Annotated in this window: 17 protein-coding genes; 12 read left to right on the top strand and 5 right to left on the bottom strand. The window is 69.5% G+C overall.

Annotation, left to right across the window (positions count from 1 at the left end):
- The first annotated feature begins 52 nt into the window (after positions 1 to 52).
- Positions 53 to 1,573 (top strand): RDD family protein, encoded by a 1,521-nt coding sequence (locus tag ACFQ6X_RS09845; protein WP_383178632.1) that lies wholly within the window; start codon positions 53 to 55, stop codon positions 1,571 to 1,573.
- Positions 1,574 to 1,683: 110 nt separating this feature from the next.
- A complete protein-coding gene (locus ACFQ6X_RS09840; RefSeq protein WP_383178629.1) occupies positions 1,684 to 2,361 on the top strand; it encodes an RDD family protein in 678 nt (225 codons plus the stop codon).
- A 12-nt stretch (positions 2,362 to 2,373) separates the two neighbouring features.
- On the opposite strand, the gene ACFQ6X_RS09835 is transcribed toward ACFQ6X_RS09840, so the two are convergent.
- Positions 2,374 to 2,664 (bottom strand): hypothetical protein, encoded by a 291-nt coding sequence (locus ACFQ6X_RS09835; protein WP_383178626.1) that lies wholly within the window; start codon positions 2,662 to 2,664, stop codon positions 2,374 to 2,376.
- Between the two features lie 382 nt (positions 2,665 to 3,046).
- On the opposite strand from ACFQ6X_RS09835, the gene ACFQ6X_RS09830 reads away from it, so the two are divergent.
- Both ACFQ6X_RS09830 and ACFQ6X_RS09825 read left to right on the top strand, forming a co-directional pair.
- The gene (locus ACFQ6X_RS09830; RefSeq protein WP_383178623.1) at positions 3,047 to 5,446 is read left to right on the top strand and encodes an immune inhibitor A domain-containing protein; all 2,400 of its coding nucleotides are present in this window, start codon (positions 3,047 to 3,049) and stop codon (positions 5,444 to 5,446) included.
- Between the two features lie 122 nt (positions 5,447 to 5,568).
- Positions 5,569 to 5,913 (top strand): hypothetical protein, encoded by a 345-nt coding sequence (locus ACFQ6X_RS09825; RefSeq protein ID WP_356427374.1) that lies wholly within the window; start codon positions 5,569 to 5,571, stop codon positions 5,911 to 5,913.
- Positions 5,914 to 5,927: 14 nt separating this feature from the next.
- Here the strand turns inward: ACFQ6X_RS09825 and ACFQ6X_RS09820 are convergent, their stop codons facing one another.
- Together ACFQ6X_RS09820 and ACFQ6X_RS09815 are read right to left on the bottom strand one after the other, a co-directional pair.
- Positions 5,928 to 6,512, bottom strand: a complete 585-nt coding sequence (locus ACFQ6X_RS09820) for an isochorismatase family protein (RefSeq protein ID WP_383178619.1) — start codon at positions 6,510 to 6,512, stop codon at positions 5,928 to 5,930.
- Between the two features lie 189 nt (positions 6,513 to 6,701).
- Positions 6,702 to 8,030 carry a nicotinate phosphoribosyltransferase gene (locus ACFQ6X_RS09815; RefSeq protein WP_383178616.1) on the bottom strand — a complete coding sequence of 443 codons (1,329 nt, stop codon included), beginning with the start codon at positions 8,028 to 8,030 and terminating at the stop codon, positions 6,702 to 6,704.
- Between the two features lie 109 nt (positions 8,031 to 8,139).
- On the opposite strand from ACFQ6X_RS09815, the gene clpS reads away from it, so the two are divergent.
- The 7 genes from clpS to ACFQ6X_RS09780 all read left to right on the top strand — a co-directional run bounded on the left by clpS (position 8,140) and on the right by ACFQ6X_RS09780 (position 12,982).
- Complete coding sequence (clpS, locus tag ACFQ6X_RS09810) at positions 8,140 to 8,448, top strand: ATP-dependent Clp protease adapter ClpS (protein WP_031100168.1); 309 nt, start codon at positions 8,140 to 8,142, stop codon at positions 8,446 to 8,448.
- A 43-nt stretch (positions 8,449 to 8,491) separates the two neighbouring features.
- Positions 8,492 to 9,079, top strand: coding sequence for a DUF2017 domain-containing protein (locus ACFQ6X_RS09805; protein WP_329210551.1), 588 nt, complete (start codon positions 8,492 to 8,494; stop codon positions 9,077 to 9,079).
- Positions 9,080 to 9,423: 344 nt separating this feature from the next.
- Positions 9,424 to 10,857, top strand: coding sequence for an amino acid permease (locus ACFQ6X_RS09800; RefSeq protein WP_383178611.1), 1,434 nt, complete (start codon positions 9,424 to 9,426; stop codon positions 10,855 to 10,857).
- A 111-nt stretch (positions 10,858 to 10,968) separates the two neighbouring features.
- A complete protein-coding gene (locus ACFQ6X_RS09795) occupies positions 10,969 to 11,403 on the top strand; it encodes a Mov34/MPN/PAD-1 family protein (RefSeq protein WP_383178608.1) in 435 nt (144 codons plus the stop codon).
- A gap of 121 nt (positions 11,404 to 11,524) precedes the next feature.
- The gene (locus ACFQ6X_RS09790; RefSeq protein WP_329210556.1) at positions 11,525 to 11,638 is read left to right on the top strand and encodes a putative leader peptide; all 114 of its coding nucleotides are present in this window, start codon (positions 11,525 to 11,527) and stop codon (positions 11,636 to 11,638) included.
- Positions 11,639 to 11,753: 115 nt separating this feature from the next.
- A complete protein-coding gene (locus ACFQ6X_RS09785; RefSeq protein ID WP_329210557.1) occupies positions 11,754 to 12,032 on the top strand; it encodes a MoaD/ThiS family protein in 279 nt (92 codons plus the stop codon).
- Positions 12,032 to 12,982 carry a PLP-dependent cysteine synthase family protein gene (locus tag ACFQ6X_RS09780; RefSeq protein ID WP_383178604.1) on the top strand — a complete coding sequence of 317 codons (951 nt, stop codon included), beginning with the start codon at positions 12,032 to 12,034 and terminating at the stop codon, positions 12,980 to 12,982. Before ACFQ6X_RS09785 ends, ACFQ6X_RS09780 begins: the two co-directional genes overlap by 1 nt.
- A gap of 93 nt (positions 12,983 to 13,075) precedes the next feature.
- Here ACFQ6X_RS09780 and ACFQ6X_RS09775 read toward each other — a convergent pair whose 3' ends face one another.
- Positions 13,076 to 13,543 (bottom strand): type II toxin-antitoxin system PemK/MazF family toxin, encoded by a 468-nt coding sequence (locus ACFQ6X_RS09775; RefSeq protein WP_383178601.1) that lies wholly within the window; start codon positions 13,541 to 13,543, stop codon positions 13,076 to 13,078.
- 172 nt (positions 13,544 to 13,715) lie between these two features.
- On the opposite strand from ACFQ6X_RS09775, the gene ACFQ6X_RS09770 reads away from it, so the two are divergent.
- The gene (locus tag ACFQ6X_RS09770; RefSeq protein ID WP_383178598.1) at positions 13,716 to 14,468 is read left to right on the top strand and encodes an MBL fold metallo-hydrolase; all 753 of its coding nucleotides are present in this window, start codon (positions 13,716 to 13,718) and stop codon (positions 14,466 to 14,468) included.
- A gap of 94 nt (positions 14,469 to 14,562) precedes the next feature.
- Here the strand turns inward: ACFQ6X_RS09770 and ACFQ6X_RS09765 are convergent, their stop codons facing one another.
- Positions 14,563 to 15,828, bottom strand: a complete 1,266-nt coding sequence (locus tag ACFQ6X_RS09765; protein ID WP_383178595.1) for a PTS transporter subunit EIIC — start codon at positions 15,826 to 15,828, stop codon at positions 14,563 to 14,565.
- Positions 15,829 to 16,004 lie beyond the last annotated feature (176 nt).

The following is a 16,004-nucleotide window of genomic DNA, read 5'->3' as shown; positions in this document are numbered from 1 at the left end:
CCCTCCGACCGCCGGCCGGTCTGAGGCCTCGAAGAGATACGGGACCACGGTGATGAGCGCCCCAACCCCGGCACCCGGTGACGAAAGCCCCCGCGAGGGCTACTACCCCGACCCGTCCATTCCCGGATACGTCCGGTACTGGAACGGCGCGTCTTGGGTTCCCGGTACGAGCCGGCCCGCACCCAGGCAGGGCGAGGCGACCCCTGCGCCGCCGCCCGAATCGGCGGAGGACGCCGCCCCGCAGCCGGTGGCGCGGCGGACCGCCCCGGTGGACGAGACCGGGCCGATGTTCTTCGACGAGGCCGACGGGCTCGGCGGGGGCGGGGAGGCGGGTGCCGCCGGCGGCCGCCCGGAGCCCGCGACGGCCTGGCAGGCCGACACGTCACGGCAGACCGGCTTCGGCGGCGAACGTGACCGCCGTGTCTCGTGGGGCGGCCCGGATCCCCGTACGCCCGGCGACGGCGCACCGTCGTCCCCCGCCGTTCCGGCGGCCGGCGCACCCGAGGACCCGCGCAGGCCCGGGGTGGCGGACCCGACGCGCGGCGCTCTTCCCGGTATGCGGGACGGCAGTGGTGACGTGACCGACGGCACCGTCGCCATTCGGGTCGACAGGCCCGGCGGCAGCGGTGACGCCGACCGTCCGCCGACCGACGGCACGGTCACGATCCGCGCCGTGGGACGGGACGGCGGCGCCCGTCCGCCGCGTCCGCGCGAGGAGGGACCGGCGCCCGCCGACGGCACGATGGCGATCCGCGCCGTGCAGCCCGGTGCCGCGTCCCCGCCGCAGGCCCCGAACCCGCCCCAGGCACAGGCCCGGCCCCAGGCGCCGGCACAGGCGCAGCCATCGGCGCAGGCGCCCCAGGTGAACACGCCCCTGACTCCCGGTCCCGGCGGCGGGTCCGCGTCCTGGGCGCAGCAGGCGCATCAGCTCGGCCGGCCCGAGCAGGCGGCCCGCCCGCAGCAGCAACAGCCGCAGCGCCCCATGCCCGCACAGCAGCAGAGCGCCCGGCCCGAACAGCAGCAGCCGCCCGTCGTGCCCTGGAAGCCTCCGGTCGAGGACCCCTTCCAGCAGCTCGCCCGGGCCCAGGCTTCCGCCCGGCCCGCAGGGCTCGGTAAGCGGCTGACCGCCCGGATCCTGGACACGGTCCTGCTCGGCGCGGTCGTCGGCGCGATCGGATTCCCGCTGGTCACCCAGGCGATGGACCACATCGACGAGAAGATTGAGGCGGCCAAGCAGTCCGGCGAGACGGTCACCGTCTGGCTCCTGGACTCCACCACGGCCGGGCTGTTCGGTGCCGTGCTCGGCGCGTTCCTGGTGCTCGGCTTCGTGCTGGAGGCGCTGCCCACCGCCAAGTGGGGCCGCACGCTGGGCAAAAAGCTCTGCGGTCTCGAGGTGCGGGACATCGAGTCGCACGGACCGCCCACGATCGGGGCGGCGCTGCGCCGCTGGCTCGTGTACGGGGTGCTGGGCCTCCTCGTCATCGGCGTGGTCAACGTGCTGTGGTGCCTGTTCGACCGCCCGTGGCGTCAGTGCTGGCACGACAAGGCGGCGGGTACGTTCGTCGCCGGCTGAGGGCGGGTCAGCCGTCGGGGGGCGGCCCCGCTTACGCCGTGTGCCGACCCCCGTCCCCCGAAAGCACCTGAGCCGTTGCGGGCCTGTGCGGGGCGGGGTGCACTGCCCCCATGAGCAACGAACCGCCGCCGCCACCACCCGGACAGCCGCCCGAGGACGATCCGTTCTCCAAGAGGCCGCCGCACGGCTCCGAGCCCCCGTCCGGCGGCTCGCCCTACGGCAGCGGGCCGCCACCCCCGCCGCCACCGCCGCACGACCGGGATCCGTTCGGCGGCAGCGGGCAGTACGGCGGTGCGGATCCGCTGGCAGGCATGCCGCCGCTCGCCGAGCCGGGCAAGCGGATCCTGGCGCGGCTGATCGACTTCCTCATCATCTCGATCCCGCTGTATCTGATCTCGCTGCCGTTCGGCGGCGCGGTCGACGTCACCTCGGACGGTGGCGACGACGACTTCGGTGATGCCATCGGCAACACCTACAGCGGGCATCAGCTGCTCTGGTCGCTGATCGGCCTGGTGGTCTACGTCGCCTACGACACGTATCTGACGCACAAGGACGGGCGGACGCTCGGCAAGCGGCTGCTGAAGATGCGCGTGGCGATGCTCAACGACGGCTCGGTGCCCGACACCGGCTCGGCGCTGATGCGGGCCGTCGTGCTGTGGGTCCCGGCGCTGCTGTGCTGCCCCTGCCTGTGGTGGCTGATCAACATCGTGCTGATGTTCACGGACAAGCCGTACCGGCAGGCGCTGCAGGACAAGGCGTCCAAGACGGTCGTGGTCGCCATCCAGTGAGGCCGGGGCCTTTCAGCGGTGCAGTGAGTGCTCGCCGATGCGCTCCGTGTTCGCGGTGGCGATCTCGATGTCCTCGATCGTGCGGTGGGTACGGACAGCGGCAGGCGCCGGTGACGTCCGGACCTTCGTGCGCTTGGGCAGGGGTACGGTCACGGCCACCAGCAGACCGAGCCCCAGGGCCGCGGTGCAGATGACGGCCACACCGATGCCCGAGTTCGTGCGGGACAGCAGCAGCATGGCGAGGGTCGCGAAGACGACGGTGACCGAACCGTAGGAGAACTGTGCGGCAGTCGGACGCGGCATGGCGGTATCCGTCCTCGGGGCATCGGCTGGGGGAGTCTCTCAACACGGTCGCACTGTCAATCGACTCTACGACGGTGGATGCCCGGGAGGAACACGTAGTAAGCGTGACCTAACCCACGGTACCGGTGCACGGGGGGCGCACTGAGTCACACGATCGCCGATCGGGCGGCGTGGCGCGCCGGTTGTACCGGACGACGGTAAAGCCTCGAACGTCCGGATAGCGGAATTCGGCTCCTGCATAGTGCAGTTGGCCTGTGCAAGTCAAGATCTGTCTTTTCTCTCATACTTCCGATCGAATGTCGTCACTTGTGACGCGTTGACGCGCGCGGCTTTGCTCAACCCCCTGGCCGCGGACGCGAAACGCCGGGGAGGACTGCATCAAGTGATCACTCAGAGACGGGCGCTACGCGCCACCGCGGTAGCCGTGGCGCTGGCCGCCACCGCCGCGACGGCGTCGGTTTTCGCCACCGCCCAGGCGGATGACAAGGCGTCGGGATCCGGCGCCTCCATCGTTGACCGACGGGATCCCGCACCGGTCAAGGCGAGCGAGCACGACCTGGAAGGCCCCTTCAGCAAGGAGCAGGACGCCCAGCGTCAGGCCGCGCTGGAGCAGGTGCTGGCCGGGGACAAGAAGGTCTCGACCCGCGGCGGCTCCAAGGTCGTCAAGCTCGGCAGCAACAAGTACGTCGAGCTCGGCCGGGAGAAGACCGACAAGATCTTCACCATCCTCGTGGAGTTCGGCGACCAGGTCGACGACACCACGATGTTCGACCCGGACGGCGAGGGCCCCAAGCCGCCGGTCAAGAAGTACGGCGGCACGCCCGGCCCCCAGCACAACGAGATAGCCGAGCCGGACCCGGCGAAGGACAACAGCACCGCCTGGCAGGCCGACTACAACCAGGCGCACTTCCAGGACCTCTACTTCGGTGAGGGCAAGGGCAAGGAATCGCTGAAGACGTACTACGAGAAGACGTCCTCCGGGCGCTACTCGGTCGACGGCGAGATCTCGGACTGGGTCAAGGTCCCGTACAACGAGGCCCGTTACGGCTCCAACTACTGCGGTTCCAGCAACTGCGCCAACGTGTGGGACACGGTCCGCGACGGCGTCAACGCCTGGGTCGCCGACCAGAAGGCCAAGGGCCGCACGCTGGAGCAGATCAAGGCGGACCTCGCCGGCTACGACCAGTGGGACCGCTACGACTTCGACGGCGACGGCAACTTCAACGAGGCCGACGGCTACATCGACCACTTCCAGCTGGTCCACGCCGGTGAGGACGAGTCCGCGGGCGGCGGCGCACAGGGCACCGACGCGCTCTGGGCACACCGCTGGTACGCGTACGGCACCAACGCCGGCGCGACCGGCCCGGCCGGCAACAAGGCCGGTGGCGCCCAGATCGGCGACACGGGCATCTGGGTCGGCGACTACACCGCGCAGCCCGAGAACGGCGGCCTGGGCGTCTTCGCCCACGAGTACGCCCACGACCTCGGTCTGCCGGACCTGTACGACACCTCCGGCGGCGGCGAGAACTCGGTCGGCTTCTGGTCCCTGATGTCGGCGGGCTCCTGGCTCGGCACCGGCACGGGCGAGATCGGCAACCTGCCGGGCGACATGACCGCCTGGGACAAGCTGCAGCTGGGCTGGCTGGACTACGCCACGGCCAAGGCCGCGACGGACTCCGTCCACAAGCTGGGCGTCTCGGAGTACAACACCAAGAACAAGCAGGCGCTCGTCGTCGAGCTGCCCGACAAGGCCGTCACCACGACTGTCACGAAGCCCGCCGAGGGCTCGAAGCAGTGGTGGAGCGACATGGGTGACGACCTGTCGAACACCCTGACCCGCTCGGTCGACCTGACCGGCAAGACGTCCGCCTCGCTGGACCTGTCCGGCTGGTACGACATCGAGGCCGACTACGACTACCTCTACACCGAGGTGTCCGAGAACGGCGGCTCCAGCTGGACCGCGCTCGACGGCAAGGCCGACGGCCAGGCCATCCCGCGCGACGCCAGTGACAAGCCGGCCCTGACCGACGTGTCGGGCACGTACAAGAAGCTCTCGTACTCGCTCGACGCGTACGCGGGCAAGAAGTTCGACCTCCGCTTCCGCTACCAGACGGACGGCGGCGCGGGCGGCAAGGGCTTCACGGCGGACGCCATCACGGTCAACGCCGACGGTGCCGCGCTCTTCACGGACAACGCGGAGGGCGACGACAACGGCTGGACGGCCAAGGGCTTCTCGCGGATCGGTGAGTCGTTCACCAACGACTACCCGCAGTACTACATCGCCGAGAACCGCCAGTACGTGTCGTACGACGAGACCCTCGAGGTCGGGCCGTACAACTTCGGCTTCTCCACCACCCGCCCCGACTGGGTCGAGCACTACTCGTACCAGAACGGTCTGATGGTGTGGCTCTGGGACACCGCCCAGAAGGACAACAACACCTCGCAGCACCACGGACAGGGCCTGATCCTGCCGGTGGACTCGCACGCCAAGCCGCTGAAGTGGACGAACGGCTCGCTCCTGCGCAACAAGATCCAGCCCTTCGACGCGCCGTTCAGCTGGTACCCGAACAAGGGCTTCACGCTGCACAACGCGGACGTGGCGCTCAAGATCAAGCCTTCGCTGGGCGTCCCGGTCTTCGACGACCGCAAGGGCACCTACTGGTACGCGGAGAACCCGACGGGAAGTGTCAAGGTTTCTGACACCAACACCCGGATCTCGATCATCAGCGAGCCGCTCAGCGGCTCCACGATGACCGTGAAGGTCGGACGCTCGACCAAGTAGTCAGCAACACCGCAGGTCAGAACATGATCGGCCGTCGCCCTCTAGCGGGCGGCGGCCGATCGTGTTTAGGTGCGTCTTGTTCGATCCTTATTGACGCGATGTCTCACGGGGGAGCTCGAAGCATGGCAGGCGGAGGTTTCTGCAGGTTGCCCAACGGCACGGTGGTGGTGGCGGTCGCCCTCAACCGGCCGGCGGACGGAACGGGGCCCGGCGGCCCGGTACGCGTACTGGTGCACGCGGCCACCCGGGCGCGGGCCCTGACCAGGCTGCGCAACCTGGGGCTGCGCGCGGTCTACCTCCGCGGCAACTCCCAGCCGCCGACCGAGGACGAGGTCACAGCGGTGCTGCACCATCCGGACGGGCTGCTCTGGCGGACCGCGCCGCAGACCGGCCAGGAGCTATGGCACCCGATCCGGGCCCTGCTGGGACCGACCGGATACGCGGGACCGGTCCGCCCGGCCGCCTGAGGGCCCGGGAGCGGTCAGACGACCGGCTTGCCGGACAGTTCCACGCCCGCGGTGCGGAGCTCCTCCAGGGCCCGCTCAGTGGTCCCCTCGGCGACGCCGGCCGTCAGGTCCAGCAGCACGTGCGTGGTGAAGCCCTCGCGGGCGGCGTCCAGCGCCGTGGCACGCACACAGTGGTCCGTGGCGATGCCGACGACGTCGACAGCGGTGACGGAGCGGTCCCGCAGCCACTGGGCGAGCCCGACGCCGTTCTCGTCGACGCCCTCGAACCCGCTGTACGCCGCGGCGTACGCCCCCTTGTCGAAGACCGTGTCGATCGCGCCGGAGGCGACGGCGGGAGCGAAGTTCGGGTGGAAGCCCACGCCCTCCGTACCTGCGACGCAGTGCACCGGCCAGGAGTGCTCGAAGTCGGGCTGCGCGGAGAAGTGGTCGCCCGGGTCGATGTGGTGGTCGCGGGTGGCCACCACGTGCTGGTACCCCGGCTGGGCGGCACCGATGAGGTCGGTGATGGCGGCGGCGACATCGGCGCCGCCCGCCACCGCGAGGCTGCCGCCCTCGCAGAAGTCGTTCTGAACGTCAACGACGATCAAGGCGCGATGCATGACGGGTGTCCTTCGGTGGGGGTTCGGCGGGGATCCGGCGGGGATGCGGCGGGCGAAACGGGACAGTGGGGACGCCAACGAGCCTAGAGACTGGACGGAGCGTGCGGGAGGGGTCGCACCCGGCGGGTATGGGCCCCCTACCCCGCCCGACCGGAACGAAGCCGCGACCGGGCCCCCGCCCGCCCCGCCTCACACGTACTCCGTGGTGATCACCGGCTCCCCCCGCGACAGCTGGATCGCCGACATCGGCAGCCCCTTGCGCGCCGCGACGTGCCGCTCACGAGCAGCCTCCAGCGGCTCGCGGGCGACCACCTCGCCCGCCCTGACCAGCTCGACCAGCAGCTGCCGGTCCGCGAGCTCCTCCGGGACGGGCCCCGTGCCGATCACCTCGGCCTCGGCCACCCCGTACCCGTCCAGCCGGCGCGCCGCCCACTTGCGGCCGCCCCTCGACGACTTCGCGCCCAGCGACTTCTTCACGACGGGCAGCAGCGGATCGGCCGGATCGGCGGAGCCCGCACGGGCCACCAGCTTGTAGACCATCGAGCACGTCGGGTGCCCGCTCCCGGTGACCAGCTGCGTGCCGACCCCGTACGCGTCGACGGGCGCGGCGGCCAGCGAGGCGATCGCGTACTCGTCGAGGTCCGACGTCACCACGATCTTCGTCTCGGTGGCGCCCAGCTCGTCCAGCTGCTGCCGCACGCGGTGGGCGACCAGCAAAAGGTCCCCCGAGTCGATCCGTACGGCTCCGAGCTCCGGCCCCGCGACCTCCACCGCCGTACGGACCGCCTCGGTCACGTCGTACGTGTCCACCAGCAGTGACGTCCCGCGGCCGAGTGAGTCGACCTGCGCCCGGAACGCGTCCCGCTCGCTGTCGTGCAGCAGCGTGAAGGCGTGCGCGCTCGTCCCGACGGTCGGGATGTTGTACCGGAAGCCGGCCGCCAGGTCCGAGGTGGTGTGGAAGCCGCCGATGTACGCGGCACGGGCCGCGGCCACCGCGGACAGCTCATGGGTGCGTCGCGCGCCCATCTCGATCAGCCGGCGGCCACCGGCCGCGGCCGACATCCGGGAGGCGGCCGCGGCGATCGCCGAGTCGTGGTTGAGGATCGAGAGGATCACGGTCTCCAGCAGCACGCATTCGGCGAAGGAGCCCTCGACCCGCAGGAGCGGCGAGCCCGGGAAGTACACCTCGCCCTCCGGGTAGCCCCAGATGTCACCGCTGAACCGGTAGTCGGCCAGCCAGTCGATCGTGGAGGCGTCGACGATGTGCTGGTCGCGCAGGAAGCCGAGCATCTCGTCGTCGAAGTGGAAGTTCTCCACGGCGTCCAGCACCCGCCCGGTGCCCGCGACGACGCCGTAGCGCCGCCCCTCGGGCAGCCGCCGGGTGAAGGCCTCGAAGACGGAGCGCCGGTCCGCGGTGCCCGCCTTCAGTGCGGCCTGCACCATCGTGAGCTCGTACTGGTCGGTGAAGAGTGCGGTCGACGGCACACCGACCCGTCGCCCAAGGTCCGCTGAGTTCATGGCAGGGATGCTACCCCCTATTCGTCAAAGTGACGAGATCTAGGGGTGCCAGGGCGGCGGAGGGGCTCCGTTTGTGCGCCGGGCCCCTCCTGGTGGCAGCATGGGGTAGGTGAGCGTTGCTGCCCCCGTAGAGATCGAACGTCCCGAATCGGCCGAGGAGACCTTCGCCGTCCCCGAGCCCGATGTCCCCTGGGTGACGCTGGTGCACAACGACCCGGTCAACCTCATGAGCTATGTGACGTATGTCTTCCAGGCCTACTTCGGCTACTCCAAGGACAAGGCGCACAAGTTGATGCTGGACGTCCATCAGAAGGGCCGCGCGGTCGTCTCCAGCGGCAGCCGCGAGGAGATGGAGCGCGACGTCCAGGCCATGCACGGCTACGGGCTCTGGGCCACGCTGACCCAGGACCGCAACTGACCTGACCGCTGTCCCTCCGCCCGACCCATCCATCGGAGAACCCATGGCCGGCCACTTCGAGGCCACCCCCGGCGGCGGCGCGTCCGTCGCTCTCGACGAGGTCGAGATCGCGATCCTGCGCTCCCTCGCCGTCCAGCTCCTGGAACTGGTCGGCCCCGGCGACGAACCCGCCGACGGCGAGGACCCGCTCGCCTCCCTCTTCGCCGAGGGCCCGAGCGAACCGCCCACCGACCCGGCGCTCGCCAGGCTCTTCCCCGAGGCGTACGGGGACGAGGACAAGGAACTGCGCGAGGCGTCCGCGGAGTTCCGCCGCTTCACCGAGAACGACCTGCGCACCCGCAAGCGCGAGGACGCCCTCCTCGTCGTACGGACGCTCGACGCGCTCACGCCGACCGGTGACGGCGGCGCGGTGCTCACCCTCACCGCCGACGAGTGCCGCAGCTGGCTGGGCTCCCTCAACGACCTCAGGCTGACCATCGGCACCCGCCTCGAGGTGTCCGACGAGGACGAGGGGCAGGACGGCTCGCTCTACCGGCTTCCCGACAGTGATCCGCGCAAGCCGATGGTGATGGCCTATCTCTGGCTGGGCGCCCTCCAGGAAACGCTCATCGAAACGCTGATGCCCCACTGAGGCGTTCCGTTCCGGTGCCGTGTTCGGACGGCCGTCTTCCGGCCGTGCTCCGTTCGCTCAACGGATGCTCAAATCCGAATAACGATCCCGTCACCTGAATAGCCTTCTTTGCAGCGGCTGGAAACCCTTGTCCGCTTTTTCCTGTGGCGTGCGCCACATAATGTCCGATGGCTCGCCCGGGCGCCCGTGATAAATCTTCACGACCGCCCGGGGACGCCACCCCTGTCCCCGGGGGCGCTACAAGCCGGCCGAACGCCGGCGGCACTCCATCCATATCCGGGGGGATCAGGACCTGATCCGACGCCTACGAGGGCGCGGATCGGCGTGGAGAAAGGCGCACCACCATGACATCGGCGCAGGTCGACGACAAGGGACAGCCCGGCCGCCAGGCCGTGGACACGGGCACGACGGGTGAGGGCTACCAGCGTGGCCTGGGAGCCCGGCAGATCCAGATGATCGCCATTGGCGGCGCCATCGGCACGGGGCTCTTCCTCGGCGCCGGCAAGGCCATCGACCGGGCAGGGCCCAGTCTGATCCTGGCGTACGCCATCGCGGGTCTGGTCATCTTCTTCATCATGCGTGCCCTGGGCGAACTCCTCATGTACCGCCCGGTATCCGGCTCCTTCTCGGAGTACGCACGTGAATTCCTCGGCCCGTTCTTCGGATTCGTGACCGGCTGGACGTACTGGCTCTTCTGGGTCGTCACCGGAATCACCGAAGTCACCGCAGCGGCCACCTATATGACGTACTGGTGGGATATCCCGCAATGGCTGTCCGCGCTGGTGTTCACCATCATCCTGTACGGCGCGAACCTGATCTCGGTGAAGCTCTTCGGTGAGCTCGAGTTCTGGTTCTCGATGGTCAAGGTCACCGCGATCGTCGGCATGATCCTCATCTGTGCCGGAGTCCTCACGCTCGGCTTCTCCGACGCCGGTGACACCGCGACCGTGGCCAACCTGTGGAACGACGGCGGCTTCTTCCCCGAAGGCATCGGCGGCACGCTGATGACCCTCCAGATCGTGATGTTCGCCTTCCTCGCGGTCGAGCTGGTCGGTGTCACCGCCGGCGAGTCCAAGGACCCCAAGACCGTTCTCCCCAAGGCCATCAACACCGTGCCGTGGCGCATCGCCGTCTTCTACGTCGGCGCGCTGATCATGATCCTGTCCGTGGTGCCGTGGAGCACGTTCAAGCCGGGCGTCTCGCCGTTCGTCGCCGCGTTCGAGCAGATGGGCCTCGGCGTCGGCGCCGCGATCGTCAACTTCGTCGTCCTCACCGCCGCGCTCTCCTCGTGCAACTCCGGCATGTACTCCACCGGACGCATGCTGCGGGACCTCGCGCTCAACGGGCAGGGGCCGAAGTCCTTCACCAAGCTGACGAAGAACGGCCTCCCGCTCGTCGGAACCACCTTCTCGGCCGGGCTGATGCTCGTCGGCGTGTGGATCAACTACCAGTGGCCGGGCGAGGCGTTCAACTACGTCGTCTCCTTCGCGACCATCTCCGGCATGTGGGCCTGGATCATGATCCTCGTCTGCCAGCTCCGCTACCGCGCCAAGGCCGACCGCGGCGAGCTGCCGCAGTCCACCTTCAAGGCTCCCGGCGCTCCGTTCAGCAGCTGGTTCGCCCTCGGGTTCATCGGCCTGGTGATCGTGATGATGGCCGTCGACAAGGACGCCCGCATCTCGCTGTACTGCGCGCCGCTGTGGGGCCTCATCCTGGGCGTCTCGTATCTGGTGCTCAAGTCCCGCAACCCCGAGAACACCTCCTTCGCCAAGCGCTGACCTGCGCGAAGGCGCCCCCAGGACATCGGCTGCCCCAACAGCCCGTCCAGCATCCGGGCCCCTGTGTACCGCTCCTCGGTACGCGGGGGCCCGTCTGCTTATCCTGGCGCCATGCTGACCCTTACCCAGGCGCTCTACGACCAGATCGTCGCGCACTCCCGCGCCGACCACCCCGACGAGGCGTGCGGCGTGGTCGCGGGACCGGCCGGAACGGGCCGCGCGGAACGCTTCATCCCCATGCTCAACGCCGCACGCTCGCCCACGTTCTACGAGTTCGACTCGACGGACCTGCTCAAGCTCTACCGCGAGATGGACGACCGGGACGAGGAACCCGTGATCATCTACCACTCGCACACGGCGACCGAGGCCTACCCCTCCCGTACCGACGTGACGTACGCCAACGAGCCGGGCGCCCACTACGTCCTGGTCTCCACCGCCGACACCGACGAGTCGGGCCCCTTCCAGTTCCGCTCGTACCGCATCGTGGACGGCGAGATCACGGAGGAGGACGTCGAGGTAGTCGAGGCGTACGCCCCGGCCTCCTGAGCTCCCCCGGGGGCGGTGCCATGAGCACCGCCCCAGCCCGTTGTCCACATGGCGAACGCTCACCATCCACGATGTGGGATCACACTCCGGATTCCCGGTCGGGAATCGATACGATGACCGCATGGTTCCCCATGACGTGAGCGACAAGACGCCGGGCATGCTGCTCGTCGCGCGGCTGCACGTCGACCTGTGCAGGCTGTCCAGCGCGATCTGTCCCGCTGCAGCATGCCCGTGAGCCGCCCGAAGGCCTGAGCCGCGGCCCCGAGCGCCACCACAGACGCACCACCCCCAGCGCGGGGGCACAAACGCGCGCCCCACGCCACTCCCCGCTTTCGACAGGAGCCCACGCCATGGCCATCGAGGTCCGCATCCCGACCATCCTCCGCACCTACACCGACGGCGCCAAGGCGGTCGAAGGAAGCGGGGAGACCCTCGCCGACCTCTTCGCCGACCTGGAGAGCCGCCACAACGGCATCCGCGAGCGCATCGTCGACGGCGGCCAGCTCCGCCGCTTCGTGAACGTCTACCTCAACGACGAGGACGTCCGCTTCCTCGACGGCATCTCCACCAAGCTCGCCGACGGCGACAACGTCACCATCCTCCCGGCCGTCGCCGGCGGCATGCGCTGATGAGGTACGACTCCCCGCTGGCGGCCGTGGGCAACACGCCCCTGGTCCGCCTGCCGCGGCTGTCCCCGTCCGAGGACGTCCGCATCTGGGCCAAGCTGGAGGACCGGAACCCGACCGGCTCGATCAAGGACCGCCCCGCGCTCCACATGGTCGAGCAGGCGGAGAAGGACGGCCGTCTGACGCCCGGCTGCACCATCCTGGAGCCGACCAGCGGCAACACCGGCATCTCGCTCGCGATGGCGGCCAAGCTCAAGGGCTACCGCATCGTCTGCGTCATGCCGGAGAACACCTCGCAGGAGCGGCGCGACCTGCTCGCCATGTGGGGCGCCGAGATCATCTCCTCCCCGGCGGCGGGCGGCTCCAACACGGCCGTCCGCGTCGCCAAGGAGCTCTCGGCCGAACACCCCGACTGGGTGATGCTCTACCAGTACGGCAACCCGGACAACGCGGGCGCCCACTACGCCACCACCGGCCCGGAGATCCTCACCGACCTCCCGTCCATCACGCACTTCGTGGCAGGCCTCGGCACCACCGGCACGCTCATGGGAGTCGGCCGCTACCTGCGGGAACACAAGCCGGACGTCAAGATCGTCGCCGCCGAGCCGCGCTACGACGACCTCGTGTACGGCCTGCGCAACCTCGACGAGGGCTTCGTCCCCGAGCTCTACGACGCGTCCGTCCTCACCACCCGCTTCTCCGTCGGCTCCGCCGACGCGGTCACCCGCACCCGCGAACTCCTCCAGCAGGAGGGCATCTTCGCGGGCGTCTCCACCGGCGCCGCGCTCCACGCCGCGATCGGCGTCGGCAACAAGGCCGTCAAGGCGGGGGAGCAGGCCGACATCGCGTTCGTCGTCGCGGACGGCGGCTGGAAGTACCTGTCGACGGGCGTCTACACGGCCCCCACGACGGAGGCCGCCATCGAGACCCTGCACGGCCAGCTCTGGGCGTAGCCGCCCGGCCGGACCCCGAGCGCCGGAAACGGGCTGGAATCCCCAGCCCGTTTCCGGCGCTCAGGCTCTTCGGGGCCAAATCCCGCGCACGCCTCACCCCAGCCCGCGCACCCGGCCCCACACCTTCGGGTCCACCTCGCCCGCCTTCCGGCGGAACCCCGACACCGCCACATCACGCAGCTCGTCCGTCTCCAGGAAACTCTGCCGCCCCCGCGCATCGCCCACCGCCCCCGGCGGCAACGCGATCACGCCCGGCCGCTCCTCGTGATGCTTACTGGTGATCTTGGCGACGACCGCCGTGCCACCCCGTACCGACAGCACCAGACACGGCCGGTCCTTCGACCCGGGCCCGTCCTCGTACGGCACCTCCGCCCACCAGATCTCCCCGGGCCGCGGCACCGCACCCGGCCGGGGCCGCCGCTCCCGCTCCCGCCCCGGCGGGCGGGTCCGCCCACCCGGACGCCGCGGTCCGCGGCCACCCCGCCCCCGCGCATCGGTGACCGTCACGACCAGAGCGAGCAGGACAACGGCGGCCAGCGCCACCCACCACCACGTGTTCATATCCCGACCGTACCGGCGCCCGCGGACTCGCGGGCTTCCATCGAACCGGTGACAGCACAGGTGAGTTCCCCCACAACGGCAGGCTGCGGAGGAGCGACCAGCGGTTTCGCGCCTTACGCTCGACGGACCGCACGAACCCTCCCCGTTCCCACGTCACGGAGGTTCACGCTCCATGAAGCTCACCGTCGTCGGCTGCTCCGGCTCGTTCCCGTCCGCGGGTTCGGCATGCTCGAGCTACCTCGTAGAGGCCGACGGCTTTCGGCTGCTCCTCGACATGGGCAACGGCGCCCTGGGCGAGCTGCAGCGCCATGTCGGTCTCTACGACCTCGACGCCATCTTCCTCAGCCACCTCCATGCCGATCACTGCATCGACATGTGCGCGTACTTCGTCGTCCGCTACTACCCGAACGACGGGGGACGGCCCGCCTCCATCCCCGTGTACGGCCCCGAGGGCACCGAGCAGCGCCTGACCACCGCGCACGCCGACACGCCGTCCGACCACGCGATGGGCGAAGTCTTCGACTTCCACACGCTCAAGTCCGGATCGTTCGAGATCGGCCCCTTCTCCGTCCGCACGGAGAAGCTCTGCCACCCCGTCGACACCTTCGGCATCCGCGTCGAACACAACGGCCGCGCGCTCGCGTACTCCGGGGACACAGGCACCTGCGACGCCCTGGCCGAACTTGCCGAGGGCGCGGACCTGTTCCTCTGCGAGGCATCGTTCATCCACGGCAAGGAAGACATCCCGGACCTCCACCTCAACGGGCGCGAAGCCGGCGAATACGCCGCGGGAGCCGGAGTGGGACGGCTCGTCCTCACCCACATCCCGCCGTGGACCGACGCGGAACGCAACCTCGCCGATGCCCGCGAGGTGTACGACGGCCCGGTCGAGCTGGCCGTTCCGGGGGCGGTGTACGAGATCTAGGGCCCCGCGCCTCTCGTTCGCCCGGGGGTACGACGACGCCCCCGTCCTTCCTGCGGGAGGGACGGGGGCGTCGTCGTTGTCGTACGGGCGGGGCCTACTTGGCCTCGGCCTTCTGGAGCTCGGCGAGCTCCTCGTCGGACTCGCGGCCCGGCGTCGGAAGGTTGAACTTGGTGATCGCGAAGCGGAAGACCACGTAGTAGATCACTGCGAAGCAGAGGCCGACCAGCACCAGCATCCACGGCTTCGACGCGATGCCCAGGTTCAGCAGGAAGTCGACCAGACCGGCCGAGAAGCCGAAGCCGTCCTTCATGCCGAGTGCCCAGGTCAGGGCCATCGAGACACCGGTCAGCACCGCGTGGATCGCGTAGAGCACCGGGGCGATGAACATGAACGTGAACTCGATCGGCTCGGTGACACCCGTGACGAACGAGGTCAGCGCGAGCGAGAACATCATGCCGCCGACGACCTTGCGGCGCTCCGGACGGGCACAGTGGACGATCGCCAGGCACGCCGCCGGGAGGGCGAACATCATGATCGGGAAGAAGCCGGTCATGAACTGTCCGGCGTTCGGGTCACCGGCGAGGAAGCGCGAGATGTCGCCGTGGGCGCCGTTGTACTCGCCTGCCTGGAACCAGGGGAAGGAGTTGAGCAGGTGGTGCATGCCGACCGGAATCAGCGCACGGTTGGCGACACCGAAGATGCCCGCGCCGACCGCGCCGGAACCGACCAGCCACTCACCGAAGTTGTGCAGACCCGCACCGAGCACGGGCCAGATGAGCCCGAAGACGATACCGATGACCAGACCCGCGAAGGCGGAGAGGATCGGGACCAGCCGGCGGCCGCTGAAGAAGCCCGCCCAGTCCGGCAGCTTCGTCCGGTAGAACTTCTGGTACAGCAGGGCCACGACTATGCCCATCACGACACCGCCGAGCACGCCGGCGTTGACCGGTGCGTCGCTCATGACGATCTTGCCGTCCGCGACGCTCGCGACCTGCGGCAGGTTGCTGTCCGTGAAGGTGGCGAGCACCTTCTGGAAGACCAGGTAGCCGGTGACGGCGGCGAGGGCCGTCGAGCCGTCGGACTTCTTGGCGAAGCCGATGGCGATTCCGACTGCGAACAGCAGGGCCATGTTGTCGAGAATGGCGCCACCACCGGCGGCCATGTAGCCGGCCAGCTTGGTGACGACGGTCGGGAACGACTCGCGGCCGAGCATGTCGGCATTGCCGAGCCGGACCAGCAGCGCGGCCGCGGGCAGAACAGCGACGGGCAGCATGAGGCTGCGGCCGATGCGCTGCATGACAGCCATCACGCCGGCGCCCCGCTTCTTCGCGGGGGCCACCGGAGCGGTGTCCGTACTCATCAACTTCCTCCATGGGGCACGGTGCCGCCCAGGTCAGAGATGAGAGGAGGCGGCGACTCGAGAAACGCGGCGGAAAAAACGGCCGCGTGGTCTGGACCACTGAGTGGTGTAGACCAGTTTTAGCACGGTGAGGGTTAGATAAGGAACCTTCAATTTGCGCAGTAGTTCGACCACCA

It is taken from the genome of Streptomyces sp. NPDC056452 (assembly GCF_042796085.1).
In the GTDB taxonomy this organism is placed as follows: domain Bacteria; phylum Actinomycetota; class Actinomycetes; order Streptomycetales; family Streptomycetaceae; genus Streptomyces.
Note: the sequence above shows the minus strand (reverse complement) of the source record. Positions and strands in the feature narration are given on the sequence as shown.